Consider the following 26,601-nt stretch of genomic DNA (forward strand, 5'->3'; position numbering starts at 1 on the left):
TCACGTCCTCCGAACAACTCCGAAACCGGCCTGCCGTGTGGCATAGACCAGAGGAACAGGCACCTGCCGACCCCTGGAGAGCCGGCGTCACCGCCCGTTGAACGCGTCCTTCAACCGCGAGAACAACCCCTGCTGCCCGGGCTGCCTGTGCCTGCCCGGGAGCCGACCCCCGGACCCCCAGCAGCGGCCGGGCCCTCGGCGTCACCGCCCGTTGAACGCGTCCTTCAACCGCGAGAACAACCCCTGCTGCCCGGGCTGGAACTGCCCCTGAGGCCGCTCCTCGCCTCGCAGCTTGGACAGCTCGCGGAGCAGGCGCTCCTGCTCGGGGTCGAGCTTGGTCGGGGTCTGGACCTCGACGTGGACGATGAGGTCGCCGCGTCCGCCGCCGCGCAGGTGCGTGACACCGCGGCCTTGCAGCGGGATCGACTGGCCGGACTGGGTGCCCGGGCGGATGTCGACCTCCTCCAGGCCGTCGAGCGTCTCCAGGGGCACCTTCGTGCCGAGGGCGGCCGCCGTCATCGGGAGCGTGACCGTGCAGTGCAGGTCGTCGCCGCGGCGCTGGAACTGCGAGTGGGGCAGTTCGTGGATCTCGACGTACAGGTCGCCCGCGGGGCCGCCGCCGGGGCCGACCTCGCCCTCACCGGCGAGCTGGATGCGCGTGCCGTTGTCGACACCGGCCGGGATCTTCACGGTCAGCGTGCGGCGGGAGCGGACGCGGCCGTCACCGGCGCACTCCGGGCAGGGGGTCGGTACGACCGTGCCGAAGCCCTGGCACTGCGGGCAGGGCCGCGAGGTCATGACCTGACCGAGGAAGGACCGCGTGACCTGCGACACCTCACCACGGCCGCGGCACATGTCACACGTCTGGGCCGAGGTCCCCGGCGCCGCGCCCTCACCGTTGCAGGTGTTGCAGACGACGGCCGTGTCGACCTGGATGTCCTTCGTCGTGCCGAAGGCCGCCTCGTCGAGCTCGATCTCGATGCGGATCATGGCGTCCTGGCCGCGGCGGGTGCGCGAGCGCGGACCGCGCTGCGACGCCGTGCCGAAGAACGCGTCCATGATGTCGGAGAAGTTCCCGAAGCCGCCGGCCCCGAAGCCGCCCGCGCCGCCGCCTCCGGCCTGCGAGAGCGGGTCGCCGCCGAGGTCGTAGACCTGCTTCTTCTGCGGGTCCGACAGCACCTCGTAGGCGGCGTTGATCTCCTTGAACCGCTCCTGGGTCTTCGGATCGGGGTTGACGTCCGGGTGCAGCTCGCGCGCGAGCCGCCGGAAGGCCTTCTTGATCTCTTCCTGCGACGCGTCGCGGCGCACGCCGAGTACGGCGTAGTAGTCCGTGGCCACTACGACTCCGCCAGGATCTGTCCGACGTACCGTGCCACTGCGCGTACCGCTCCCATCGTTCCCGGGTAGTCCATGCGGGTCGGTCCGACCACGCCGAGCTTGGCGACAGCCTCGCCGCCCGAACCGTAGCCGACCGACACGACGGACGTGGAGTTGAGTCCTTCGTGGGCGTTCTCATGACCGATACGTACGGTCACGCCCGGATCCTTCGCCTCGCCGAGCAGCTTGAGGAGCACCACCTGCTCCTCAAGCGCCTCCAGCACCGGCCGGATCGTGAGGGGAAAGTCGTGCCCGAAGCGGGTCAGGTTGGCGGTGCCGCCGATCATCAGCCGCTCCTCGTTCTCCTCGACGAGCGTCTCCAGAAGTGTGGAGAGCACCGTGGAGACCGTACCCCGGTCCTCGTGCTCGAACGCCTCCGGCAGATCCTCCACCAGACTGGGCACATCCGTGAAACGGCGGTTCGCGACACGGCTGTTGAGTCGCGCGCGCAGATCCGCGAGCGAGGCCTCGCCGAAGGGCGCCGGGCAGTCGACCACGCGCTGCTCGACCCGTCCGGTGTCCGTGATCAGCACGAGCATCACGCGCGCCGGCGCGAGGGAGAGCAACTCCACATGCCGCACGGTCGAGCGGGTCAGCGACGGGTACTGCACGACGGCGACCTGCCGCGTGAGCTGCGCGAGCAGCCGTACCGTACGCGCCACGACGTCGTCGAGGTCGACGGCGCCCTCGAGGAAGTTCTGGATCGCGCGCCGCTCGGGCGCGGTCATCGGCTTGACGCCCGCCAGCTTGTCCACGAACAGCCGGTAGCCCTTGTCGGTGGGGATGCGCCCGGCGCTGGTGTGCGGCTGGGCGATGTATCCCTCGTCCTCGAGGGCCGCCATGTCGTTGCGGACGGTGGCCGGGGAGACGCCGAGGCTGTGCCGCTCGGTGAGGGCCTTGGAGCCCACCGGCTCCTCGGTGCCGACGTAGTCCTGGACGATGGCGCGCAGCACCTGAAGCCTGCGTTCACTGAGCATTCGCGCACACCTCCAGAAGTCGTCCGCCTGGTGTCCTGCCTGTCGAGCCTGGCACTCTGCGCGTGCGAGTGCCAGCATTCCCCGCCCAGTGTACGGCGGTGGGGTACACCCCCGGCAAGGCTGGTCACGTGCTGTCGTGCCCCGGGCCGGGGTCACCGCTAGCGTCGCCGTATGACGGTGACTTGGGAAGAGCTCGGGTGGGAGCGGGTGGCCGCCGGGGTGGGGCGGTGCCGGCTGCCGGTGTGGGACTGCACGGCGGGGCTGGTCGCCGGTGAGGGTGCGGTCCTCATGATCGACGCGGGTTCGAGCCCGGCCGAGGGCGCGCGGTTGCGCGAGCAGGCGCAGTCGCTCACCGGTCACCGTGTGACGCATCTCGCGCTGACCCATCCCCACTTCGACCATGTCTTCGGGGTGGCGGCGTTCACGGACGCGGAGGTGTTCGGCGCGGTGGGCATGGACGCGGTGCTCACCCGTGCCCGGGACCGCGAGGAGCTGCGCGCGGACGCGGTACGCAACGGCCTGGCTGAGACCATCGCGCAGGAGTCGGCGGACCGGCTGGTCCCGCCCCGCCACCTGGTGTCCGGCGAGTGGACCCTCGACCTGGGCGGCGGGCGCCAGGTGCTGCTGGCGAACGTGGGCCCCGGCCACACCGCGCACGACCTGGCCATGCTGGTGCCGGGTGATCCGGAGGTGGTGTTCTGCGGCGACCTGGTCGAGGAGTCCGGCGAGCCGCAGGCGGGCCCCGACGCCGTGCCGTCGCACTGGCCGGCCGCCCTGGACCGGCTGCTCGACCTGGGCGGTGAGGACGCGCTGTACGTGCCCGGTCACGGAGCGGTGGTGGACGCGGCGTTCGTCCGCGCCCAGCGGGACACGCTGGCGGCGCGTTTCGGCGTGTCTCCGTGACCACCCCCCGGCTTCTCCTATCGTCATTCGAATGCGCCAGTACTCACCGAGACTGACCCCGCCGTGGAAGAAGCCGCAGCAGCCGGTGCCCGAGGTTCCGGCGGAGCCGGGTCTGGTCGTCGAGGAGGCCGGGACCGGCTTCTGCGGTGCGGTGATCCGCTGCGAGGCGGGCACGGTGACACTGGAGGACCGCTTCGGCAGGCACCGGGTGTTCCCGATGGAGCCCCGCGGCTTCCTGTTGGAAGGCAAGGCGGTGACGCTGGTCCGCCCCGCGCCGGGCGGCCCCGCGCGTCCCACCCGCACGGCCTCCGGTTCGGTGGCCGTCCCCGGCGCCCGCGCACGAGTGGCCCGCGCCGGCCGCATCTACGTCGAGGGCCGGCACGATGCCGAGCTGGTCGAGAAGGTCTGGGGCGACGACCTGCGCATCGAGGGCGTGGTCGTGGAGTACCTGGAGGGCGTGGACGACCTGCCGTCGATCGTCGCCGACTTCGCCCCCGGCCCGGACGCGCGGCTGGGCGTTCTGGTGGACCACCTCGTGCCGGGCTCGAAGGAGTGGCGCATCGCGCAGTCGGTGACGAGCGACCACGCCCTGGTCGTCGGCCACCCCTACATCGACATCTGGGAGGCGGTGAAACCGTCGTCCCTGGGCATCGAGGCGTGGCCCCGGGTCCCGCGCGGCCAGGACTGGAAGACGGGGGTGTGCAGGGCCCTGGGCTGGCCGGAGAACACGGGGGCGGCCTGGCAGCGGATCCTGTCGGGGGTGCGCTCGTACAAGGACCTGGAGCCGGAACTGCTGGGCCGGGTGGAGGAACTGATCGACTTCGTGACGGCACCTTAGCCGCGGGCAGTCGTGCCGCTTGGGGCGGCGCCCGTCCCGACGAAGCGGCACCCCGCTCCGCCGGGCTGCCGCCACGCCCCGGCCCCAGCACCGACGCCGAGCACCTCAGTCCACGAGATCGCGCACCACGCCATCCGCCAGCAACCGCCCCCGCAGAGTGAGCACAGCCCGCCCCGACTCGTACGGCTCTTCCTCCAAAAGCCCGTCGGACAGCGCCCGGCGCGACGCAGTCAGCCCCTCCTCACGGAGCAGCGACAACGGCACACCGTCGCGCAGCCGCAACTCCAGCAGAATCCGCTCGACCCGCCGGTCCTCGTCCGACAGAACCTCACGCCCGGCGCCCGGCGACCGCCCCGCCGCCAGCGCCCCCGCATACGCCCCGGGATGCTTCACGTTCCACCACCGCACCCCGCCCACATGACTGTGCGCCCCGGGCCCGGCCCCCCACCAGTCGGCCCCCCGCCAGTACAGCTCGTTGTGCAGACACCGCCCCGCCGCCGAGGTCGCCCAGTTCGACACCTCGTACCACTCGAAGCCCGCGCCCGAGAGCACCTCGTCCGCGATCAGATACCGGTCGGCATGCACGTCGTCGTCGGTCATCGGCACCTCACCCCGACGGATCCGACGAGCCAGCTGCGTCCCCTCCTCGACGATCAGGGCGTACGCGCTGACATGATCCGGCCCGGCCCCCAGCACCGCGTCCAGCGACGCCCGCCAGTCGTCGTCGGACTCCCCCGGCGTGCCGTAGATCAGGTCGAGATTCACATGCTCGAACCCGGCCGCCCGGGCCTCCGCGACACACGCCTCGGGCCGCCCCGGCGTGTGCGTGCGGTCCAGCACTTTCAGCACATGTCGCCGTGCACTCTGCATGCCGAACGAGATCCGGTTGAAGCCCCCCTCACGCAGGGCCGCCAGATACGCCGGATCCACCGACTCCGGATTCGCCTCCGTGGTGACCTCGGCGTCCTCCGCGAGCCCGAACTCGTCGCGGACGGCCGCAAGCATCCGCACCAGGTCACCGGCATCGAGCAGCGTCGGCGTACCCCCGCCCACGAACACCGTACGAACGGGCCGCTGATCGTCCCCCAGCACCTTCCGCGCCAGCCGGATCTCGTCGGCGAGCGTCTCGGCGTAGTTGTCGCGCGAGGCCAGCACACCACCGGTGCCACGCAGCTCGGTCGCCGTGTAGGTGTTGAAATCGCAGTAGCCGCAGCGGGTCGCGCAGTACGGAACGTGCAGGTAGAACCCGAGCGGGCGGTCGGCGGCCCCGGCGAGCGCGGACACGGGAAGCGCGCCGTCGTCGGGGACGGGCTCGCCGTCGGGGAGTGCGGAAGGCATACGTTCCATTGTCCAGCACCCGCGCGGTCACTCTGCCTGGAGCACCAGCAGCGCCAGATCGTCGGCCGGGGGCCGCGCCCCGAACTCGTGCACCAGCCGCCTGATCCGCTCGGCTATCAGCTCCGCGTCCAGCCCCGCGCACCCGGCCAGCGCCGCCGCGAGCCCGTCCCCGTCGTCGAACTGGCGGGAGCCGGAGCGGCGCTCGGTCACACCGTCGGTGACGCACAGCAGCGTGTCGCCGGACCGCAGCTCGAAGGTTTCGCTGGAGTACGTGGCGTCCTCGATGACGCCCAGGAGGGTCTGGGGCTGCGCGGCCGTGTGGACCTCGCCGCCTGTCCCGAGCACAAGGGGCAGCGGGTGCCCGGCGGAGGCGACGGTGCAGCGGACGCCGCCGTCGAAGGGGACCAGCTCGCCGTACAACAGGGACAGGAAGCGCGTCTGGGGGCCGTCGCCGGGCGGGGTCGGGCGGGCGCCGGCGGCCACCAGCGCGCGGGCCGCCGCGTCCGCGGCCTCCGTGGCGTCGTCGAGCAGGAGCTGGTTGAGACGGTCGAGGACATCGGCGACCCGGTAGCCCTCGCGGGCCAGCAGCCGCAGCCAGGGCCGGGCCAGGCCGATCACGACGGCGGCTTCCGGCCCCTTGCCCTGGACGTCGCCGACGGCGAAGCACCAGCGGCCGTCACCGGCCGGGAACAGGTCGTAGAAGTCGCCGCTGGGCCCGCCCTTGTCGCACGGCTCGTAGACGAGGGCGCTGCGCACCCCGGGGATCTCGGCCACGGCGCCGGGCAGCAGTCCGCGCTGGAGCACGGCGCTGATGGTGGCCTGGCGGGCGTACTGGCGGGCGGCGCCGATGGCGAGCGCGACCCGGCGGCTGAGGTCCTCGACGAGGCCGGTGATCTCGTCGGGGAAGCCGGCGGCCCCGGACCGTCCGATGACGAGGGTGCCCAGCGGGCGTCCGCCGGCGACGAGCCGGTACGCGAGGGCCGAGCCCGGATCGCCGGGGGCGTCGCCGAGCGCCTCACCGGGCCAGGGGTAGTCGACCGGCCCGGACTGCAAGGGATCGGACGGGTGCGGTGCGTCCCTCTCCAGGGCCCGGCGCAGTTCCTCGATGCGGTTCTCGCTGCCGTGCCAGACCCGGGCCAGCCGGGGCCCGCCCGCTGAGGCCCCGCCGCCCCAGCCGCCGCCGGTGGCCTCGTCCTCCAGCCACACCGCGCACCAGTCGGCCAGCCGGGGCACGATCAGCTGCCCGGCGAGGGCGGCGACCAGGTCCTCGTCGAGCTGTCCGGCGAGGAGGTCGGAGGCCTCTGCGAGGAAGGAGAGGGCACCGCGGCCCAGCCAGGAGCCCCCGCGTCCGTCGCGGCCGTCGCAGTCCTCGTACCGGTCCCGCCAGTCCCGCAGGTCGTGCCAGTCGCGCAGGTCGTGGGAGCCGCCAGGTTCACGCGCTTCCCGTGCGTCGCCCGCGTCCCGCAGGGGATGCCCACCCGGTGGCTCGTTCCCGCCGCGTCGGGAACGCCGTCGGCCTCGGTCGCCCTCCCGGTCGTCCTGCCCAGGGGGCGGCTTTGGCGCCAGGATCTCGGCCACCCGCAACCCGCGCGCCAGCGCGTACTCCCCCGCGTACGCCTCGATCTGCTCGGTCGCCGCACAACCCTGGGCGGGCAACCGCGCCCATACGGTCTTCCGGCCCGTGCGGTACGTGATGCCCCAGGCCTCGCAGAGCGCGCCGACGAGCCGCAGGCCGCGCCCGTACTCCGGGGTGTCGTGCGGCGTTTCCGGCTCGCCGCCGCGCGGGGCGCGTGAGGGGTGGTGGTCGGAGACCTCGACGAGGAGCGCGGCGGTGTCCGTGCCGTCGCCTTCCAGCCTGCACTCCAACTCGACGTCGGTGCCGGCGTGCACGACGGCGTTGGTGACGAGTTCGCTGACGACGAGCAGGGCCTCGTCGGCGAGACGGTCGGTGAGGTGCTCGGCCCCGGGCAGGCCGAGCCCGGTCCACTCGGCGAGCGCCGCGCGCACCACGGCGCGGGCGGCGCCCGGCGCGAGGGAGCTGCCGGACAGGGTCGCGTACGCCCGCGCGCGCTCCTTCGCGGGCGCCTCCGAAGCGACCCCGGTCGCCTCTGAGGCACCCCCTGGCGCCTCGGAACCGACCGCGGTCACAGGCGCCTCCGAAGTGCCCGCAGGCGCCTCGGAAGCGAGCACCGGCGCCGCGCAAGTCAGTGCGCACTCCTCGGAGACGGCCCCCTCGTGCACGGGCACAGGCATCTCCGAAGCGTGGGCAGGCGCCTCTGAGGCACGGGAAGCGGTCTCCCGTTGCGTCGGAATGGCCCCCATGGACAGCTCCCCGGGCAGTTCGTACGAATACGCCACAGTCGATGCCGACAGGGTGACAGACTGGCCACGCCCATAAGCGCCGAGTTACCGAAGTGGGCCGCCATGAGTGAGAACAGTGCTACTTTTGTGGTCAAAGACGGGTACGAAGACGGTCAGATTCGTGCATCCGATCTGCGTCCCCTGCTCGCAGCCATGACAGCCGCACGCGACGGCGACTTCACCAAGGTGCCGGAAACCGGCCACGGGATGGTGGCCGAACTCACCGCGGTCTTCAACCAGGTCATGGACCGCAGCGTCCACTTCACCACCGAGGTGCGGCGGGTGAGACGGGAGCTGGTGCGGCACGGCCGGCTCGACGAGCGGCTCTCGGCCAGTCCCGGACAGGGCCTGTGGACGTCCCGCGTCAACGACGTGAACCAGCTGCTCGACGCCCTGGTCGCCCCGGCGGCGAACGCCACGCGCGTGCTGGACGCGGTGGCCGGCGGCGATCTGACCCAGCGGGTCGATCTGCACGACGGCACGCGGGAGTTACGCGGCGACCTGCGGCGCCTCGGCCGGGCCGTGAACAAGATGGTGGACCAGCTCTCCCTGTTCACCGGCGAGGTGACGCGGGTCGCCCGCGAGGTCGGCACCGAGGGGCGGCTCGGCGGCCGGGCCCAGGTGCAGGGCCTTTCGGGCAGTTGGCGGGACGTGACCGAGGCCGTCAACACGATGGCGTCCCGGCTGACGGCCCAGGTGCGGGACATCGCAGCGGTCACGACGGCGGTGGCACGCGGCGACCTGACCCGCACGGTCACGGTGGAGGCGACCGGCGAGCTGCTGGAACTGAAGCTGACCGTGAACACGATGGTCGACCAGCTCTCCGCCTTCGCCGACGAAGTCACGAGGGTCGCCCGCGAGGTCGGCACCGAGGGGCAGTTGGGCGGCCGGGCCCAGGTCCGAGGTGTCTCCGGCGTCTGGAAGGACCTCACCGACAACGTCAACTTCATGGCGTCGAACCTGACCTCCCAGGTCCGCAACATCGCCCAGGTGACGACGGCCGTGGCCAACGGCGACCTGTCCCAGAAGATCACGGTCGACGCGCAGGGCGAGATCCTGGAGCTCAAGTCGACGATCAACACGATGGTCGACCAGCTCTCGGCCTTCGCCGACGAAGTGACCAGGGTCGCCCGCGAGGTCGGCACCGAGGGCAACCTCGGCGGCCGGGCCCAGGTCCGGGGCGTCTCCGGCGTCTGGAAGGACCTCACCGACAACGTCAACTTCATGGCCGACAACCTCACCTCCCAGGTGCGCAACATCGCGCTCGTCTCCACCGCCGTCGCCCAGGGAGACCTCGGCAAGAAGATCACGGTGGAGGCCAAGGGCGAGATCCTGGAGCTCAAGTCGACGATCAACACGATGGTCGACCAGCTCTCGGCCTTCGCCGACGAAGTGACCAGGGTCGCCCGCGAGGTCGGCACCGAGGGCAACCTCGGCGGGCAGGCCCAGGTCCGGGGCGTCTCCGGCGTCTGGAAGGACCTCACCGACAACGTCAACTTCATGGCGCTGAACCTGACCTCCCAGGTCCGCAACATCGCCCAGGTCACCACCGCCGTCGCCAACGGCGACCTGTCGAAGAAGATCACGGTCGACGCCCGCGGCGAGATCCTCGAACTCAAGGACACCGTCAACACGATGGTGGAGCAGCTGCGCGCCTTCGCCGACGAGGTCACGCGCGTCGCCCGCGAGGTCGGCACCGACGGCCGGCTCGGCGGCCGGGCGCAGGTACTGGGCGTCTCCGGCGTCTGGCGGGACCTGACGGACAACGTCAACTCCATGGCCGACAACCTCACCTCCCAGGTGCGCAACATCGCCCAGGTCGCGACGGCCGTGGCGCAGGGCGACCTGTCCCGGAAGATCGACGTGGACGCGCGCGGCGAGATCCTGGAGCTCAAGACCACGATCAACACGATGGTCGACACGCTGTCCTCCTTCTCCTCGGAGGTCACGCGCGTGGCCCGCGAGGTCGGCAGCGAGGGCCAACTCGGCGGCCAGGCCCGGGTCGAGGGCGTCTACGGCACCTGGAAGCGCCTGACGACGAACGTCAACGAGCTGGCCTCGAACCTCACCACCCAGGTCCGCGCGATCGCCGAGGTCGCCTCCGCCGTGGCCCAGGGCGACATGTCCCGCTCGATCACGGTCGAGACCCGCGGCGAGGTCGCCGAGCTGAAGGACAACATCAACCTGATGGTGGCCAACCTGCGCGAGACGACCCGCGCGAAGGACTGGCTGGAGTCCAACCTGGCCCGGCTCGCCGCCCTGATGCAGGGCCACCGCGACCTGATGGAGGTCGCCGACCTGATCCTCCGCGAGCTGACCCCGCTGGTGAACGCCCAGTACGGCGCGTTCTACCTGGCCGACCCGGAGCAGGACGGCGCAACGGTCCCCACCAAGGGCCTGGCATTCATCGCGGGCTACGGCGCCGCCCAGGACGCGACCGTCGAGACCGGCGCCCTCCCGGTGCACGGCCTGGTGGCGCAGGCGGCCCGGGAGAAGAAGCGGATCCTGGTCGAGGGCGCCCCGCCCGACTACATCAAGATCAACAGCGGCCTCGGCGAGGCGGCTCCCACGACGATCGTCATCATCCCGATCCTCTTCGAGGACAAGCTCCTCGGCGTCATCGAACTCGCCTCCTTCTCCCGCTTCTCCGACGTGCACCTGGCCTTCTTCGACCAGTTCGTCAACACCATCGGCGTCGCCATCAACACGATCATCGCCAACTCCCGCACGGAGTCCCTGCTGGGCGAGTCCCAGCGCCTGGCCATGCAGCTCCAGGAGCGCTCGGACGAACTGCAGAAACAACAGGCCGAGCTGCAGCGCTCCAATGCCGAACTGGAGGAAAAGGCCGCCCTGCTGGCCACGTCCTCCCAGTACAAGTCGGAGTTCCTGGCGAACATGTCGCACGAGCTGCGCACTCCGCTGAACTCCCTGCTGATCCTGGCCCGGCTGCTCTCCGACAACCCCGACGGTCATCTCTCGGACCAGGAGGTGCAGTTCGCGACGACGATCCACCGCTCGGGCTCGGACCTGCTGCAGCTGATCAACGACATCCTGGACCTGTCGAAGATCGAGGCGGGCCGGATGGACGTACGCCCGAAACGACTGCCGTTGATCAAGCTGCTCGACTACGTCCACGCCACCTTCCGGCCCCTCACCATCGACCGGGGACTCGCCTTCGAGCTGGCGGTCGGCGAGGACGTACCGCGCGAGATGTACTCGGACGAGCAGCGCCTCCAGCAGATCCTGCGCAACCTCCTGTCCAACGCGATCAAGTTCACCGCAACCGGCAAGGTCGAGCTGCGGGTCGACCGCGTGCAGGACGCCGAGCACCGAGGGGGGTCCCCCCGCTCGAGCGAAGCCGAGAGCGGGGGAGTCCGGGACACCGACGACGTCATCGCCTTCGCCGTGTCCGACACGGGCATCGGGATCGCGCCGGAGAAACTCCCGGTGATCTTCGAGGCGTTCCAGCAGGCCGACGGCACCACCAACCGCAAGTACGGCGGCACCGGGCTCGGCCTGTCCATCAGCCGGGAGATCGCGGGCTTGCTCGGCGGCCGGATCGTCGCCGAGAGCGAACCCGGCAAGGGCTCCACGTTCACCCTGTACGTGCCGGTCGTGAGCCCCGGTCACACGGCGCCGGGACCGGCCCCCGAGGACCACCCCGAACTGTCCCTGCCCTTCCAGCCGGCCACCGCCGGACCGTTCCCGGCCGTCTACGACACGGACGACGCCTGGCCCTCGCCGACCAAACTGGAGACGTGGACGACCGGCAGGCCGGGCCGGATCCTGGCCGGGCGGCGGGTGCTGATCGTCGACGACGACATCCGCAACGTCTTCGCGCTCACCCATGTCCTCGGCCGCGTCGGCATGACCGTGCTGTACGCGGAGAACGGCCGCGAGGGCATCGAGACGCTGGAGCGCAGCCCGGACGTCGAACTGGTCCTGATGGACATCATGATGCCGGAGATGGACGGCTACGAGACCATCGCCGCCATCCGCCGCACCCCACGCTGGGCGGACCTGCCCATCGTCGCCCTGACCGCGAAGGCGATGCCCGGCGACCGCGAGAAGTCCATCGTCCGCGGCGCCAACGACTACGTGCCCAAGCCGGTGGACATCGACCGGCTGCTGACGGTGGTGTGCGAACTGCTGGATCCGGAGGGCGCGGAAGGTACCTAAGGGGCGCGGGGAACTGCGCGACGACAGACCCGCAGCCGCCGGCGAACCCCGCGCCGCCCCCTTACGCCTCGCGAGAGCCCTCGTACATCTCCTCGATCAGATGCTTGTACTCGCGCTCCACAACAGGCCGCTTCAGCTTCAGACTCGGCGTGATCTCACCATGCTCGACATCGAGATCCCGCGGCAGCAACCGGAACTTCTTGATCGTCTGCCACCGCTGAAGCCCCTCGTTGAGCTGCTTCACATACCCGTCGACCATCTCCACCGTGACCGGCGAGGAAACGATCTCCGCGTACGGCTTCCCCTCCAGCCCTTTCTCCTTCGCCCACTGGGTGATCGCGACCTCGTCGAGCGCGATGAGCGCCGTACAGAAGTTCCGGTCGGCCCCGTGCACGAGGATGTTGGACACGTACGGGCACACCGCCTTGAACTGCCCCTCGACCTCGGCCGGCGCGATGTACTTGCCGCCCGACGTCTTGATGAGGTCCTTCTTGCGGTCGGTGATCCGCAGGTACCCGTCGGGCGACAGCTCCCCGATGTCCCCGGTGTGGAACCAGCCGTCCGGCTCCAGCACCTCGGCGGTCTTCTCGGGCAGCTTGTGGTAGCCCTCCATGATGCCCGGGCCGCGCAGCAGGATCTCCCCGTCGTCGGCGATCCGCACCTCCGTGCCGGGCAGCGGCTTGCCGACCGTACCGGTGCGGTAGGCCTCGCCCGGGTTCACGAACGACGCCGCCGAGGACTCGGTCAGGCCGTAGCCCTCCAGGATGTGGATGCCGGCGCCGGAGAAGAAGTACCCGATCTCGGGTGCCAGCGCCGCCGAACCCGAGACGCACGCCCGCAGGTTCCCGCCGAAGGCCTCCCGGATCTTGGCGTACACCAGCGCGTCCGCGACCTTGTGCTTCGCGCCCAGCCCGAACGGCACGGACGCGGTCCCGGTACGCCGGAAGTTGTCCTGGGCGACCTTGGCGTACTCGCGGGCGACCTCGGCGGCCCACTGGAAGATCTTGTACTTGGCGCCGCCGCCGGCGCGGGCCTTCGCGGCGACACCGTTGTAGACCTTCTCGAAGATGCGCGGCACGGCCGCCATGTACGTCGGCCGCACCACCGGCAGGTTCTCGATGATCTTGTCGACGCGGCCGTCCACGGCGGTGACGTGCCCGACCTCGATCTGGCCGGAGGTGAGCACCTTGCCGAAGACGTGCGCGAGGGGCAGCCACAGGTACTGCACGTCCTCGCTGCTGACCAGCCCGGTCGCGGCGATCGCCTTCGCCATGTAGGACCAGTTGTCGTGCGGGAGGCGCACACCCTTGGGGCGGCCGGTGGTGCCGGAGGTGTAGATGAGGGTGGCCAGCTGGTCCTTGGTGAGGGCGCCGACCCGCTCCTTGATCAGATCGGGGTCCTTCTCCAGCCGGGCCGCGCCGCGCTTCTCCAGCTCGTCGAGGGTGAGGATCCAGTCGGCGGTCTCGACCCCGGCCGGGTCGATGACCACGACGTGGGTCAGGTCGGTCAGCTCGGCGCGCTTCTCCTTGGCCTTGGCCAGCTGCTCGACGTTTTCCGCGATGAGCACCCGGCTCTCGGAGTCCGACAGGATGTACGCCGACTCCTCGGCGTTGGTCTGCGGGTAGACCGTGGTCGTGGCGGCGCCGGCGCACATGATGCCGAGGTCGGCGAGGATCCACTCGATGCGGGTGCTGGATGCGAGGGCGACGCGCTGCTCGGGCTGCACGCCCAGCTCGATCAGCCCGGCCGCGATGGCGTAGACCCGCTCGGCGGCCTGCGCCCAGCTCAGCGACTTCCACTCGTCCGGCCCCTGCCCGGAGGACGCGGGCACCGGATAGCGGTAGGCCTCGGCGTCCGGCGTGGCCGCCACTCGCTCCAGGAAGAGGCCCGCCACGGACGGCGGACGGTTCTCGATCAGTGTCTGTGTGTCGCTCACGACATCCTCCGGGGCCCGCGACAGCGCGGCTGGCTCAGGTGCGGCTGGTTTTCGCTCACGAGCTGCTGTTCGCGAGCTGTTGTTTAACTCACGAGTAACTATCGAGCAGGGATCAGAGTAAAGGTCGACCGGCCGCTGCGTAAGGGTCCGCGGCCTGTCACTTCCTACAGAGAGCTACCCCGCATACGCACAGGGGCCCGCCGCACTTTCGCACGACGTGCCCCTGTTCTACCCGGTTTACGGTGTAACCCGCGGTAAACCGTGATTACTTCTTGGCCTTGCCCGACCCCGCGCTGTCATCGCTCGACAGGACGGCGATGAACGCCTCCTGGGGAACTTCCACGGAACCCACCATCTTCATCCGCTTCTTGCCCTCCTTCTGCTTCTCCAGCAGCTTCCGCTTACGTGAGATGTCACCGCCGTAGCACTTGGCGAGGACGTCCTTGCGGATGGCGCGGATGGTCTCGCGGGCGATGACCCGGGAGCCGATGGCCGCCTGGACCGGCACCTCGAAGGCCTGCCGCGGGATGAGTTCCTTGAGCTTCGCGACGAGCCGCACGCCATAGGCGTACGCCTGGTCCTTGTGGGTGATCGCCGAGAAGGCGTCGACCTTGTCGCCGTGCAGCAGGATGTCGACCTTGACCAGGCTGGAGGTCTGCTCGCCGGTGGGTTCGTAGTCGAGTGAGGCGTAGCCGCGGGTCTTGGACTTCAGCTGGTCGAAGAAGTCGAAGACGATCTCGGCGAGCGGGAGGGTGTAGCGGATCTCGACCCGCTCCTCGGAGAGGTAGTCCATGCCGAGCAGGGAACCGCGCCGGGTCTGGCACAGCTCCATGATCGAGCCGGTGAACTCGCTGGGCGCCAGGATGGTGGCCCGCACGACCGGCTCGTAGACCTCCGAGATCTTGCCCTCGGGGAACTCGCTCGGGTTGGTGACCGTGTGCTCGCTGCCGTCCTCCATGAGGACGCGGTAGACCACGTTCGGGGCGGTCGCGATCAGGTCGAGCCCGAACTCGCGTTCCAGCCGCTCCCGGATCACGTCCAGGTGCAGCAGGCCGAGGAAACCGACGCGGAAGCCGAAGCCGAGGGCGGCGGAGGTCTCCGGCTCGTAGACCAGCGCGGCGTCGTTGAGCTGGAGCTTGTCGAGGGCCTCGCGCAGCTCCGGGTAGTCCGAGCCGTCAAGGGGGTAGAGGCCGGAGAACACCATCGGCTTGGGGTCCTTGTACCCGCCGAGCGCCTCCTGGGCCCCCTTGTGCTGGCTGGTGACGGTGTCACCGACCTTGGACTGGCGGACGTCCTTCACGCCGGTGATGAGATAGCCCACCTCGCCGACGCCGAGACCGTCGGCCGACAGCATCTCCGGCGAGTTGGTGCCGATCTCCAGCAGCTCGTGTGTGGCGCCCGTGGACATCATCTTGATGCGCTCGCGCTTGTTGAGCTGCCCGTCGATGACACGGACGTACGTCACCACACCCCGGTAGGAGTCGTAGACGGAGTCGAAGATCATGGCACGCGCGGGGGCGTCCTTCACTCCGACCGGGGCCGGGACCTGGTCGACGACCTTGTCCAGCAGCGCCTCGACACCGAGCCCGGTCTTGGCGGAGACCTTGAGTACCTCGTCGGGCTCGCACCCGATGAGGTGGGCGAGCTCCTCGGCGAACTTCTCGGGCTGCGCGGCCGGCAGGTCGATCTTGTTCAGCACGGGGATGATCGTGAGGTCGTTCTCCATCGCCAGGTAGAGGTTGGCGAGGGTCTGCGCCTCGATGCCCTGGGCGGCGTCGACCAGGAGGATGGTGCCCTCGCAGGCGGCGAGCGATCGCGAGACCTCGTAGGTGAAGTCGACGTGCCCCGGGGTGTCGATCATGTTCAGGATGTGCGTGTTGCTCTTGTCGTGGGACGGAGCCCACGGGAGTCGCACCGCCTGGGACTTGATCGTGATGCCGCGCTCACGCTCGATGTCCATGCGGTCGAGGTACTGAGCACGCATCTGCCGCTGCTCGACCACTCCGGTCAGCTGGAGCATCCGGTCGGCGAGCGTGGACTTGCCGTGGTCGATGTGCGCGATGATGCAGAAGTTGCGGATCAGAGCCGGGTCGGTACGGCTCGGCTCGGGCACGTGGCTGGGGATCGCGGGCACGCAGGGTCCTGATTCTTGAGGCGTCCGCAGTGTCTGCGGTCTCGGGTCGGATCGATACGTAGCCTCCATGGTCCCACGGGTGGGGACCATGGACGGGTTTGGGCCATGAATGAGCCCGCTGGTACCGTGGGGGGCTGTGCCTCATGCCCTCTCGCAGGAGGCACCCCTTCAAGAAATCACCCGGTGCAGGACCGTGCGGTACCCGTGCGGCCCCGTGCCAGAACCTGAGAAGGCTCATTCGTGGCGAACATCAAGTCCCAGATCAAGCGGATCAAGACCAACGAGAAGGCGCGGCTGCGCAACAAGGCCGTCAAGTCCTCCCTCAAGACCGCGATCCGCAAGGCCCGTGAGGCTGCTGCCGCGGGTGACGTCGAGAAGGCCACCGAGTACCAGCGCGCTGCGGCGCGTCAGCTCGACAAGGCCGTCTCGAAGGGCGTCATCCACAAGAACCAGGCTGCCAACAAGAAGTCGGCGCTGGCTCAGAAGGTCGCCGCGCTCAAGGGCTGACGTCTGATGTGACGCCGGAGGGAATCGAGCGGGCCCTCTCTCATCCGCTCCCGTCCGGCACCCCTCGGGTCCGCGCGCGGCCTGCGTTCGCCACGCGGGCGCGGATCCAACAGCTTGAACCGAAGGCCGGGTGCCCTCCTGTTCCCCATGGGAAGGCACCCGGCCTTCGGCGCTTCAGGACCAGAATTCATTGTTCTTGTCGATGTCCTCGACACACTCGTCGAGGTCGGTGACCTTGTCGCCGACGATCCGGAAGATGATGCAGCCGGTGTCGTCGAGGCGCTTGCCGTTGCGCTCGGCCGTGAAGCGGGTCATGCCGACCGCGTGGCCGCGGCCGTCGACAGCGGTGCCGATCAGTTCGGCACGTGCCGTCCCGTTGGTCTCCGCGCCGAGCCGTTCGTACATCTCGATGATTGCGTTCACCCCTTTGAAGTCGCCCGACAACGGGTGATCTCCGGGTACGTGGTGCGTGGCGTCCGCGGCTATCAGCCCGCGCAAGGTGTCCATGTCACCGCGCGAAAAGGCCTCGAATCCCTTGCGGACCAGCGCCGCGTGCGGGTGTTCAGCCATGTCCTTCGCCACCTCTCCGTCACTGGGCGAGTACGGCTGACTCTCCCGATTCTCCCTCCGGACGGCTCTCGCGGCACAGTGGAGACATGGACGCAGACGACAGGAACGTGCTGGCCGGGGCCCGTGTGGCGACCAGGCTTCCCGCTCAGGACCTGGACCGGGCGCGGCGCTTCTACTCCGAGAAACTCGCTCTGGAACCGGCCGACGAACGGCCCGGTGGGCTGCTGTACCGCTGCGGCGGCGCGGAGTTCGTGCTGTTCCGGTCGACGGGAGCATCGCCCGGCACCTTCACCCAGATGGCGCTGGAGGTCGGCGACATCGAGGCCGCCGTGGCGGAGCTCAAGCGGCGCGGCGTGGTCTTCGAGGAGGTCGACGTGCCCGGCTTCCGCACGGAGGGCGGGATCGCCGAGATCGAGGGGAACTACCCGAGCAAGGGCGCCCGTGGGGAACGCGGCGCCTGGTTCCGTGACAGCGAGGGGAACCTGCTGGGGATCGGGGAGCCGGTCTTCTGAGCGGAGGGTGATGGGGGACCATGGGTCCTGCCGGGATTACCCCCGGCCCCTGGACCGCGCCGCCCGCGCGATGGTGACCACCGCCTTCTCCAGGGCGTACCCGGGATCGTCCCCGCCGCCCTTCACCCCCGCGTCCGCCTCGGCCACCGCCCGCAGCGCCACGGCCACCCCGTCCGGAGTCCAGCCCCGCATCTGCTGCCGCACCCGGTCGATCTTCCACGGCGGCATGCCCAGCTCCCGGGCGAGATCGGCAGGTCGGCCGCCACGCGCCGACGACAGTTTCCCGATCGCCCGGACGCCCTGCGCCAGCGCGCTCGTGATCAACACCGGCGCCACTCCGGTCGACAGCGACCAGCGCAACGCCTCCAGCGCCTCCGCCGCGCGCCCCTCGACCGCCCGGTCGGCGACCGTGAAGCTCGAGGCCTCGGCCCGGCCTGTGTAGTACCGCCCGACGACCGCCTCGTCGATCGTCCCCTCGACGTCCGCGACCAGCTGCGAGACCGCCGACGCCAGCTCCCGCAGATCGCTCCCGATCGCGTCGACGAGCGCCTGGCACGCCTCCGGTGTGGCGGATCTCCCCACGGCCCGGAACTCCTGCCGCACGAACGCCAGCCGGTCCGCCGGCTTCGTCATCCTGGGACAGGCCACCTCGCGCGCCCCCGCCTTGCGCGCCGCGTCGAGCAGCCCCTTCCCCTTGGCCCCGCCGGCGTGCAGCAGGACCAGGGTGATCTCCTCGGCGGGCGCCCCGAGATAGGCCTTCACGTCCTTGATCGTGTCGGCCGACAGGTCCTGCGCATTGCGTACGACGACGACCTTGCGCTCCGCGAAGAGGGACGGACTCGTCAGCTCGGCGAGCGTGCCGGGCTGCACCTGGTCTGGGGTCAGGTCCCGTACGTCCGTGTCGGCGTCGGAGGCCTTGGCGGCGGCCACCACCTCCTGCACGGCACGGTCGAGCAGCAGCTCCTCCTGGCCCACGGCGAGCGTCACGGGGGCGAGAGGGTCGTCATTCGCAGTCTTCCTGGCCATCGCGACAAGCATCCCACGCGGCACTGACAGCGGGCCCCGAAGGGCTCACGGCTCCTCCCGCCACCCCTCCCACTCCCCCGCGAACCGGTCCAGCTCCCCGGGATCCAGCCGCTCTTCCTCGTCCCTCAGGACGACCAGCCACTGCGCGTCCTCGGCATCGTCCTCGCCGGCCAGCGCGTCCCGCACGAGCTGCGGCTCCTCGACGACGCCGAAGCGCTCGGCAAGCGCCTGCACCACCTCTTCCGCCGCATCCCTGTCGGGCAGCACCAGCACATGTCGCACATCACTCACGCCGGCAATTGTCCGACACCCCGCCGCGGACGGACCGCCGGCTCAGCCCTTGCGGACGACCTGCACATCGAGGTCGACCTTGATGCTCGGGCCCACCACCGCGATACCGCGGGCCAGCATCGTCTGCCAGCTCACCGTGAAGTCGTCCCTGTGCAGCTCGGTCGTGGCCCGGCAGGCCGCCCGCACCTCGCCCTCCATGCCGTTGCCCAGCCCCAGGTACTCCGTGTCCAGCGTGACCGTCCGCGTCACGCCATGCAGCGACAGCGCCCCCGTCACGGCCCAGCGGTTCCCGCCCTTGTACACGAACCGTTCGCTGTAGAACTCGAGGGTCGGGAACTTCGCGACGTCCAGGAAGTCCGCCGACCGCAGATGGTCGTCGCGCATCTTCATGTTGGTGTCGATGGACGCCGCGTCGATGACCACGTGCATCGCCGACTGCTCCAGCGGCTCGGTGATCCGTATGACCCCGGCGAAGGACTTGAACTGTCCGTGGATCCGGGCCAGTCCGATGTGCCGCGCGGTGAAGCCGATCGAGGAGTGCGCCGGCTCGATCGCCCAATCGCCGGGCGCGGGCAGCTCCGGCGGCCGGGCCACCTGGAGCGTCACGTCACCGAGCGACGCGAGCGAGTTCTCGGCGACCTGCGTGGTCGCCCGGTACGGCGTGTACCCCTCCGCCGACACGGCGAGCCGGTACTCCCCCGCGGGCACCGTCGTCACGAACGACCCGAACGGATCCGCTCCCCCGCTGACCACGGAACGCCCCATGGCGTCGGTGACCGCGAACTCCGCGTGTCTGACCGGCTCGTTGACCGGGTCGAGCACCCGGCAGGTCAGCACCCCGGCGCTCGGCGGAGTCGGCACCGCCGCCAGGGGGCTCGTCCGTTGCACCCGGTTCGTTCGGCTTCCCAGCCAGCGGCCGATCATTGGACACCTCGTGCGACTCGAAGTCAGCTGTTTGATCACTGTTTCACCGAGGAGGCATTCGACCACCGATGGGGCTTTCGAGGCAACACGGGACCACATCACGGGAATCCAGCACCTGTGCTGGGAGTACGCACGAGGAGCACCATGTGGACCGAGTGGGGTGTCTGGCCCGTCTGCCCCTTCTGCCCTCGCCGCCCCTTGCCCCTCTCGCCCCTCTCATCCCTCTTGTCCCTCTTGTCAGGGTCAGCCGTCCTGGCCGGTGCCCCGAACCTTCGGCACCGAGCCGAGCTCGATACCGAACCGCTCCCGGTACACCCCGAGCACCTCCTCGTCCGTCCCCAGCTCCCGCTCCTCCCGGCTGCCGTCGGCCCCGGTCACCGTGAACCTGCGGCCGCTGAGCGTGATCCGCCCTCCGTTCTCCGTGACCCGCGAGCAGACCAGCGACCGCGTGAAGTGCGACACCGGCGATGTGCTGTGCCACCACGCCCCGGCCACGAAGTCCCCGAGCACCCGCGGCCGTACCTCCAGGCGGTACTGCGGTCTGCCGTCCCGGATCACGTCCAGGTCCGCCGTCTCCACCGTGTCGTGCCCACCGCGCACCCCGGCCGCGTCCGGCTGCGCCTCGACGATCCGGAACGTGCCTGCGGGATCCTCCTGTTCTCCCCTCTCCCCGAACGCCAGCGGCAGATGGCAGTGCGCCCCGAACCCGACGTCGGCCAGCCAGTCACCCCCGTCCACCGTCCGCACCCGCAGCGCGAGGTGGTCGTACGGGATCCCGAGCCGCTCCTCGTCCCCGTACACCCGCGCCGCGAGCAGCGCCACGTCGTAACCCAGCGCGGCGAGCAACGCCCCGAAGGCTCCGTTGAGTTCGTAACAGAACCCGCCCCGCCGGGCGCCCACCACCTTGTCCAGCAGCCGCTTCTCCTCCAGCACGATCTCCTCGCCGAGATGGATCGACAGGTTCTCGAACGGCACGGTCCGGAGGTGGCACAGGTGCAGTTCGCGGAGCACGTCGACGGTGGGCCACGCCGGGTGCTCGACTCCCAGGCGGCGGAGATAGGCATCAAGCTGTGCTGAGTTCATGCCCTCAGTCTCGCGCCACCCTGAGCTCCCCGCCCTCTCCTACGACCGCCAGTGCGCCGTCCCGGTCCGTCCGCAGCACCGCCGCGCCCCCGGCACGCAGAGCCGCGACCGTGCCGGGCGCCGGATGCCCGTACGTGTTGTCCGCACCGCAGCTGATCAGGGCCAGCCGCGGGGCCGCCCGGCGTATCAGGCCGGGGTCCTGGTAGGCCGAGCCGTGGTGGGCGACCTTCAGTACGTCCACGCTCTCCAGCGCCTCGGCCGCGGGTGATCTCGCCAGCGCCCGCTGGGCCGGGGGTTCGAGGTCCCCGAGGAGCAGCAGGCTCAGTCCGGCCGACCGGACCAGCATGGCGACGCTGGCGTCGTTCGGCCCCTCCGGCGCCGGGTGGGCCGGGAGCGGCTGCGGATGCGAGCCCGGTGGTGGGGCCGGGGGCGGCCACACCACCTGCCAGGACAACTCCCCCGTACGGCGCTGCTCCCCTGCGGCGGCCCGCGTCACGGGAACCCGCCGGGCCGCCGCCTGTCTCCGTACGAACGCGGCTTGGTCCGCGGGCTCTTCGAAGCCGGTCGTCTCGATCGCGCCCACCGCCCGTCCGCGCAGCACCCCGGGCAGGCCCGCCACGTGATCGGCATGGAAGTGGGTGAGCACGACCAGCGGAATCCTGGTGATGCCTAGTGAGCGCAGGCAGTGGTCGACGAGTTGCGGATCGGGTCCCGCGTCCACCACGACCCCCGTGCTCTCGCCCGCCGCGAGCACCATGGCGTCGCCCTGCCCCACGTCGCACATCACCAGCCGCCAGCCCGGCGGCGGCCAGCCCGTGACCACCCGGGTCAGCGGCGGCGGCTGCGCCACCAGCAGCACGAGCAGCAGAACGCAGACCCCGCACCACCAGGGATGCCCGAGCAGCCGTCGCCCAGCGAGCAGCACGGCCGGCGTCACGGCCGCGAGCAGCGCCGCGCCCGCCCAACTGCCCGGCCAGTCCACTCCCGCTCCCGGCAGTGCCGCCCCGGTGCGGGCGACCTCCGCGATCCATTCGGCCGGCCAATGCGCGCACCACGCCAGGACCTTGGCCACCGGCATCGCCACCGGTGCCGCGGCCAGTGCCGCGAAGCCCAGCACGGTGGCGGGGGCGATCGCGAACTCCGCGATCAGATTGCACGGCACCGCCACCAGGCTCACCCGCGCCGACAGCACGGCGACGACGGGTGCGCACAGGGCCTGGGCGGCGGCAGCGGCGGCCAGCGCCTCGGCGAGCCGTGGCGGGACGCCGCGCCGTCGCAGCCCGGCGCTCCAGCGCGGCGCGAGCGTGAGCAGGGCGCCGGTGGCCACGACGGAGAGCAGGAACCCGTAACTCCGCGCCAGCCACGGGTCGTACAGCACCAGCAGCAGGACCGCCGTCGCCAGCGCCGGGATGAGTGACCTGCGGCGGCCGGTCGCGAGGGCGAGCAGCGCGACGGCTCCGCAGGCCGCGGCCCGCAGCACGCTCGGGTCCGGTCTGCACACGACGACGAACCCGAGTGAGAGCACACCCCCGAGCACCGCGGTCGCCCGCAGGGAGACACCGAGGCGAGGCGCGAGCCCTCGCCGCTCGACGTGCTGCGCCAGGCCCGGCGGCCCGAGCAGCAGGGCGAGCAAGATCGTGAAGTTGGCCCCGGATACGGCCAGAGTGTGGGTGAGGTCGGTCTCCTTGAAGGCCTCCTCCAGCTCCGGGGTGATCCGCGAGGTGTCCCCCACGACCAGCCCCGGCAACAGGGCCCGGGCATCCGCCGGCAGTTGGTCGGTCGCCTCCCGCAGCCCGGCCCGCAACCGCCCGGCGACCCGCTGAGCGGCCGAGGGTTCCCCCACCACCTCCGGTTCGGCCTGGCCCCGCACCCGCAGCACGGCCGCGACCCGGTCTGCGCCCGTCATCGCGGGCACCAGCCGCGCGCTGACCCGCAGCCGCGTCGACGGCAGCAGCCCCAGCCACGGCGACGGCACCGGCCCACCGGCGACCGGCCGACCACCCCCGACAGACCCGGTCGCTGGCGCCGACCGCCCATCCCCGACAGCCCCGGTCATCCCGCCCGCGGACGCCGACCGCCCACCCTCGGCGGCCCGGCCGGCCGACCCCACATCGACGATCACCAGCACCGGCGCTCGCGTCACCACCGTCGCGCCACCCGTCTCCTGGACGCGCCGCACCTCGGCGTCGATCAGCACAGCGGTTGGAGCGACGCGATCGCCTCGGACCTTCGGCCGTGTGAGCCGGGGGTCGGAGGTGAGCTCGACCTCGGCGGTCACCGTCGCGTACTCCCGCGCCAGGCCGGGCACCGGCCCCCGGCGTAGATCCGCCCCGTGCAGCCCGGCCGAGGCGGCAGCCGCGGCCACGCACAGCAGCACGGCGGCGGCCGCCGCCCGCGGCCAGGAGGCCCACCCTGCTCGCCGGGCCAGCGGCAGCAGGCCGACGGCGGCCAGACAGCCGGCCACGATGCCCACGGTCCACCCCGGCGACGCGCCCAGCACCAGCGCCGCCGTGCCCCAGGCCGCGAGGGCGGGTGGGACGAGCCGTAGATCCGTGGGTCCCTCCTGCCTCGGACGGGCGCTGCCCAGCCGGTTACCGGAGGAGGCGTGCACGGACGACCTGGCGGGAGATGCCGGCAGCTCACGGGCGCCCCTCATGGCCGCACGAGATTCCGCAAGTCGGCGAAGCGACGATCACCGATTCCGTTCACGTCGCGCAGCTCGTCCACGGTACGGAAACCGCCGTGCTGCGTGCGGTAGTCGATGATGTGCTGCGCCAGCACCGGGCCGACACCCGGCAAGGTGTCGAGCTGGTCGGCGGTGGCCGTGTTGAGGGAGACGGGAGCCCCCGGCATGACGCCGCCCGCCGCCGCACCGCCCGTGCCTCCGGCAGCCGTGCCGCCCGTCCCGGTCCCCATGACGGGAGCCGGTCCGCCGACGATCACCTGCTCGCCGTCCACGAGGAACCGGGCGCGGTTGAGGCCGTCGGTCTTCGTGCCCGGCTGCACCCCGCCCGCCGCGCGCAGCGCGTCCGCGACACGCGATCCGGCCGGCAGCCGGTGGACCCCTGGTTCACGGACCTTGCCGCCGACGTCCACGACGATCTCGGCCGCTCCTGCGGCACCTGTCGCCTTCGCCGCCCCCGCGGGCGCGCCCGGTCCTCGTTCCGGCTCGGCCGGTCCGCTGTGCCCCTGCTCCCCGTACGGTGCCGCCGCTCGCACCACCTCGGGCGCCCGCACGGACTGGGTCCGGCCGGTCCAGAAGTGCTGCACGGCGAACGCCGCGGCGACGACGAGCACCACCGTCAGCGCGAGCACGCTCCGCCGCTCCAGGCCGCACCTCGCCTGCAACCACACGGGCATGCGCTCCCGCACCGCCAGCCCGGCCCGCTCCCGCCAGTCCCCCTCCCCTAGTCGGCCGTCGACACCGAGGGGGACCCGGCCGGACTCCACATCGGGTTCCACATCGGGCTCTGCACCGCCTTCCGCAGCAGTCCCCGGCTGAGCGAGTCCTTGCCGAGCACGTCCTGCAGCAACCGCCTTCTCGGGCGGACCCTGGCCCGACTCCCACCGCTCCCCGCCCCGTTCGGCATGGTCGCCGAACAGCACCTCCGCGCGTCGGCGGAGTTCCTCCGCCGAGGCATGGCGATGCCGCGCCCGGCCGCGTGCGACAGGCCGGTGACGGCGATGACGGATACGGCCGTCGGACGCCGGTCCACGGCCCGGCCCGCTGGTCGCAGTCGCTGTGCGTGAACGTGATCGAAGTGCCATGCGACGAGGATCGGCCACGTCGGCACACTCGCGATGATCTTGGTCAATTCCCGGGGACAACGGCCGACTTGTGGATAACCCGGCCACCCACACGGGTGATCACAGCCCGCCGCAACCGTTCACTGCGGCGAAACCACGACCCCCAGCAACCCGGGCCCCGTGTGCGCCCCGATCACCGCCCCGACCTCGCTGACATGCAGATCGGCCAGCCCGGACACCCGTGCCCGCAACCGGTCGGCGAGGGCCGCCGCCCGGTCCGGGGCGGCGAGATGGTGGACGGCGACATCGACCCGGGCGCTGCCCGCACGCTCGGCCGCGATCTCCTCGAGGCGGGCGATCGCCTTCGACGCGGTCCGTACCTTCTCCAGCGGTTCGATACGGCCGTCGGCCAGTTGCAGCAACGGTTTCACCGCGAGCGCCGAGCCCAGCAGGGCTTGCGCGGCACCGATACGGCCACCGCGGCGCAGGTAGTCGAGGGTGTCGACGTAGAAGTAGGCCGACGTGCCCGCGGCCCGCTTCTCCGCGGCCGTGACGGCCTCGTCCACCGTGCCGCCCGACTCCGCTGTCTCCGCCGCGGCAAGGGCGCAGAAGCCGAGCGCCATCGCGATCATGCCGGTGTCCACCACCCGCACCGGCACCGGCGCCTGCCGCGCGGCGACGACGGCCGCGTCGTACGTACCGGAGAGCTCGGCGGAGAGATGGAGGGAGACGATGCCGGTGGCGCCGGACTCGGCGACCTTGCGGTACGTCTCCTCGAAGAGGGCGGGGCTGGGCCGCGAGGTCGTCACCGGGCGCCGCTTCTGCAAAGCCTGGGCAAGGGCGCGGGTCGAGATCTCGGTGCCCTCCTCCAGCGCCCGGTCGCCGAGGACGACGGTCAGAGGTACCGCTGTGATGCCGTGACGCTCCATCGCCCGGGCCGACAGGTAGGCCGTTGAATCGGTGACGATCGCGACATGGCGGGACATGAGCTGGAGGTTACCTGCCGTAGTGCCCGTGCGGCAGCCCGGCCCCCGAGCCCTGTGACACGAGTGGCCGGATCAAGTGGTGCTCTCGGGGCGGGGCTTCTTCTGCCAGGGGTAGGTGGGGCGCGGTCCCGGCGGGGTGATGGCGGGCCGTGCCGGCTCGTGCGCCGGGCTCGACTGCGGGGTCTCCGGCCAGGTCTGTCCGGCCGTGGCGGCATCGGCGGCGGGCGCCTCGGGCCACGGCGTCGCGGCGGGCCGCGGCTCCGGCGAGGAGGCGGGCTGGGACTCCGGCGCCGTCGTCCAGTGCCGTAGTGCCCCGGCCTCCATGTCGATCTGGGCGCTGAGCGTGTCCAGGTCGTCCTCCGCGAAGCGTCGGGCGCGGTCCCGGGCGGCCCAGCGCAGGGCGTCCGCCGACTGTGTGATGCGTTCGGTGCGCTCGCGCAGCTCGGGCAGCCGCTCACCGAGGGCGGTGCGGTCGGGCTCGGACTCCAGGCGTTTCAGCTCGTCGTCCAGCTCGTGGCCGTGCGCGCTGAGCCGTTCGAAGAGGCCGATGGACTCCTTCAGGGACTCGTCCTCAGCGACGGCCGCGTGCAGCGCGTCCTGGGTGGCACGCATCGAGGTGCGCAGTCTCAGCCGCAGTTGGGCGAGTTCGCCCGCGGCGCCCGGCTGGGCGAAGGACTTGGCCCGCAGGGTGTGGTCCTCGACCGTGCGGCGGGCCTGCGTGATGCCGCGGTCCACGCCTCGCTTGGCGGCGCCGACCACCTTGACCGTGGCGTACACACCGAGTCCGAAAAGGAGCACGAAGAGCAGAGCGAATACTGCGATCACTGCGTCCACCGGCTCCTCCTCAGGGCGTCTCGGCACATCTCACACCGCTCTTCAACGGTAAACGCAACAGGCAGGCCCGGAGTTCCA

20 protein-coding genes are annotated in these 26,601 nt (G+C 71.2%); 5 read left to right on the top strand and 15 right to left on the bottom strand.

Features of this window, described 5'->3' with window-relative positions; all coding sequences use genetic code 11:
• Positions 1 to 201 precede the first annotated feature (201 nt).
• Positions 202 to 1,338 (bottom strand): molecular chaperone DnaJ, encoded by a 1,137-nt coding sequence (dnaJ, locus tag V8690_RS13780; protein WP_338778721.1) that lies wholly within the window; start codon positions 1,336 to 1,338, stop codon positions 202 to 204.
• Complete coding sequence (gene hrcA / locus V8690_RS13785) at positions 1,338 to 2,354, bottom strand: heat-inducible transcriptional repressor HrcA (RefSeq protein ID WP_338778723.1); 1,017 nt, start codon at positions 2,352 to 2,354, stop codon at positions 1,338 to 1,340. Before hrcA ends, dnaJ begins: the two co-directional genes overlap by 1 nt.
• A 171-nt stretch (positions 2,355 to 2,525) precedes the next feature.
• Here hrcA and V8690_RS13790 point away from each other — a divergent pair, with 171 nt between their 5' ends.
• Positions 2,526 to 3,257, top strand: coding sequence for an MBL fold metallo-hydrolase (locus tag V8690_RS13790; RefSeq protein ID WP_338778725.1), 732 nt, complete (start codon positions 2,526 to 2,528; stop codon positions 3,255 to 3,257).
• Between the two features lie 31 nt (positions 3,258 to 3,288).
• On the top strand, positions 3,289 to 4,095 hold the full coding sequence (locus V8690_RS13795; RefSeq protein ID WP_338778727.1) for a DUF3097 domain-containing protein: 807 nt from the start codon (positions 3,289 to 3,291) through the stop codon (positions 4,093 to 4,095).
• Positions 4,096 to 4,200: 105 nt separating this feature from the next.
• Here the strand turns inward: V8690_RS13795 and hemW are convergent, their stop codons facing one another.
• Together hemW and V8690_RS13805 are read right to left on the bottom strand one after the other, a co-directional pair.
• The gene (gene hemW, locus V8690_RS13800) at positions 4,201 to 5,433 is read right to left on the bottom strand and encodes a radical SAM family heme chaperone HemW (protein ID WP_338778729.1); all 1,233 of its coding nucleotides are present in this window, start codon (positions 5,431 to 5,433) and stop codon (positions 4,201 to 4,203) included.
• Between the two features lie 27 nt (positions 5,434 to 5,460).
• On the bottom strand, positions 5,461 to 7,755 hold the full coding sequence (locus V8690_RS13805; RefSeq protein WP_338778731.1) for a SpoIIE family protein phosphatase: 2,295 nt from the start codon (positions 7,753 to 7,755) through the stop codon (positions 5,461 to 5,463).
• A 102-nt stretch (positions 7,756 to 7,857) separates the two neighbouring features.
• On the opposite strand from V8690_RS13805, the gene V8690_RS13810 reads away from it, so the two are divergent.
• Positions 7,858 to 11,973: a HAMP domain-containing protein gene (locus V8690_RS13810; RefSeq protein WP_338778733.1), complete on the top strand. Its 4,116-nt coding sequence runs from the start codon at positions 7,858 to 7,860 to the stop codon at positions 11,971 to 11,973.
• Between the two features lie 61 nt (positions 11,974 to 12,034).
• Here V8690_RS13810 and V8690_RS13815 read toward each other — a convergent pair whose 3' ends face one another.
• Positions 12,035 to 13,909, bottom strand: coding sequence for an AMP-dependent synthetase/ligase (locus V8690_RS13815; RefSeq protein WP_338778735.1), 1,875 nt, complete (start codon positions 13,907 to 13,909; stop codon positions 12,035 to 12,037).
• A 265-nt stretch (positions 13,910 to 14,174) separates the two neighbouring features.
• Positions 14,175 to 16,043, bottom strand: a complete 1,869-nt coding sequence (lepA, locus tag V8690_RS13820; RefSeq protein WP_338778737.1) for a translation elongation factor 4 — start codon at positions 16,041 to 16,043, stop codon at positions 14,175 to 14,177.
• A 240-nt stretch (positions 16,044 to 16,283) separates the two neighbouring features.
• On the opposite strand from lepA, the gene rpsT reads away from it, so the two are divergent.
• Positions 16,284 to 16,550, top strand: a complete 267-nt coding sequence (rpsT, locus tag V8690_RS13825; RefSeq protein WP_010042013.1) for a 30S ribosomal protein S20 — start codon at positions 16,284 to 16,286, stop codon at positions 16,548 to 16,550.
• A 174-nt stretch (positions 16,551 to 16,724) separates the two neighbouring features.
• Here the strand turns inward: rpsT and V8690_RS13830 are convergent, their stop codons facing one another.
• A complete protein-coding gene (locus V8690_RS13830; RefSeq protein WP_338785344.1) occupies positions 16,725 to 17,120 on the bottom strand; it encodes a nuclear transport factor 2 family protein in 396 nt (131 codons plus the stop codon).
• Between the two features lie 86 nt (positions 17,121 to 17,206).
• On the opposite strand from V8690_RS13830, the gene V8690_RS13835 reads away from it, so the two are divergent.
• Positions 17,207 to 17,632 carry a VOC family protein gene (locus V8690_RS13835; protein WP_338778752.1) on the top strand — a complete coding sequence of 142 codons (426 nt, stop codon included), beginning with the start codon at positions 17,207 to 17,209 and terminating at the stop codon, positions 17,630 to 17,632.
• A 36-nt stretch (positions 17,633 to 17,668) separates the two neighbouring features.
• Here the strand turns inward: V8690_RS13835 and holA are convergent, their stop codons facing one another.
• The 8 genes from holA to V8690_RS13875 form a co-directional block, all read right to left on the bottom strand.
• A complete protein-coding gene (holA, locus tag V8690_RS13840) occupies positions 17,669 to 18,658 on the bottom strand; it encodes a DNA polymerase III subunit delta (protein ID WP_338778754.1) in 990 nt (329 codons plus the stop codon).
• 45 nt (positions 18,659 to 18,703) lie between these two features.
• On the bottom strand, positions 18,704 to 18,949 hold the full coding sequence (locus tag V8690_RS13845; RefSeq protein WP_086561908.1) for a hypothetical protein: 246 nt from the start codon (positions 18,947 to 18,949) through the stop codon (positions 18,704 to 18,706).
• Between the two features lie 42 nt (positions 18,950 to 18,991).
• Positions 18,992 to 19,873: a YceI family protein gene (locus V8690_RS13850; protein ID WP_338778758.1), complete on the bottom strand. Its 882-nt coding sequence runs from the start codon at positions 19,871 to 19,873 to the stop codon at positions 18,992 to 18,994.
• A gap of 243 nt (positions 19,874 to 20,116) precedes the next feature.
• Positions 20,117 to 20,956 carry an arylamine N-acetyltransferase gene (locus tag V8690_RS13855; protein ID WP_338778760.1) on the bottom strand — a complete coding sequence of 280 codons (840 nt, stop codon included), beginning with the start codon at positions 20,954 to 20,956 and terminating at the stop codon, positions 20,117 to 20,119.
• Positions 20,957 to 20,960: 4 nt separating this feature from the next.
• Positions 20,961 to 23,612: a ComEC/Rec2 family competence protein gene (locus V8690_RS13860; RefSeq protein WP_338778762.1), complete on the bottom strand. Its 2,652-nt coding sequence runs from the start codon at positions 23,610 to 23,612 to the stop codon at positions 20,961 to 20,963.
• Positions 23,609 to 24,724 carry a ComEA family DNA-binding protein gene (locus tag V8690_RS13865; RefSeq protein ID WP_338778764.1) on the bottom strand — a complete coding sequence of 372 codons (1,116 nt, stop codon included), beginning with the start codon at positions 24,722 to 24,724 and terminating at the stop codon, positions 23,609 to 23,611. Before V8690_RS13865 ends, V8690_RS13860 begins: the two co-directional genes overlap by 4 nt.
• Positions 24,725 to 24,843: 119 nt before the next feature.
• Positions 24,844 to 25,689, bottom strand: coding sequence for a DegV family protein (locus V8690_RS13870; RefSeq protein ID WP_338778765.1), 846 nt, complete (start codon positions 25,687 to 25,689; stop codon positions 24,844 to 24,846).
• A gap of 72 nt (positions 25,690 to 25,761) precedes the next feature.
• On the bottom strand, positions 25,762 to 26,523 hold the full coding sequence (locus tag V8690_RS13875) for a hypothetical protein (protein WP_338778767.1): 762 nt from the start codon (positions 26,521 to 26,523) through the stop codon (positions 25,762 to 25,764).
• Positions 26,524 to 26,601 lie beyond the last annotated feature (78 nt).

The sequence above is a fragment of the Streptomyces sp. DG1A-41 genome (genome assembly GCF_037055355.1).
In the GTDB taxonomy this organism is placed as follows: domain Bacteria; phylum Actinomycetota; class Actinomycetes; order Streptomycetales; family Streptomycetaceae; genus Streptomyces.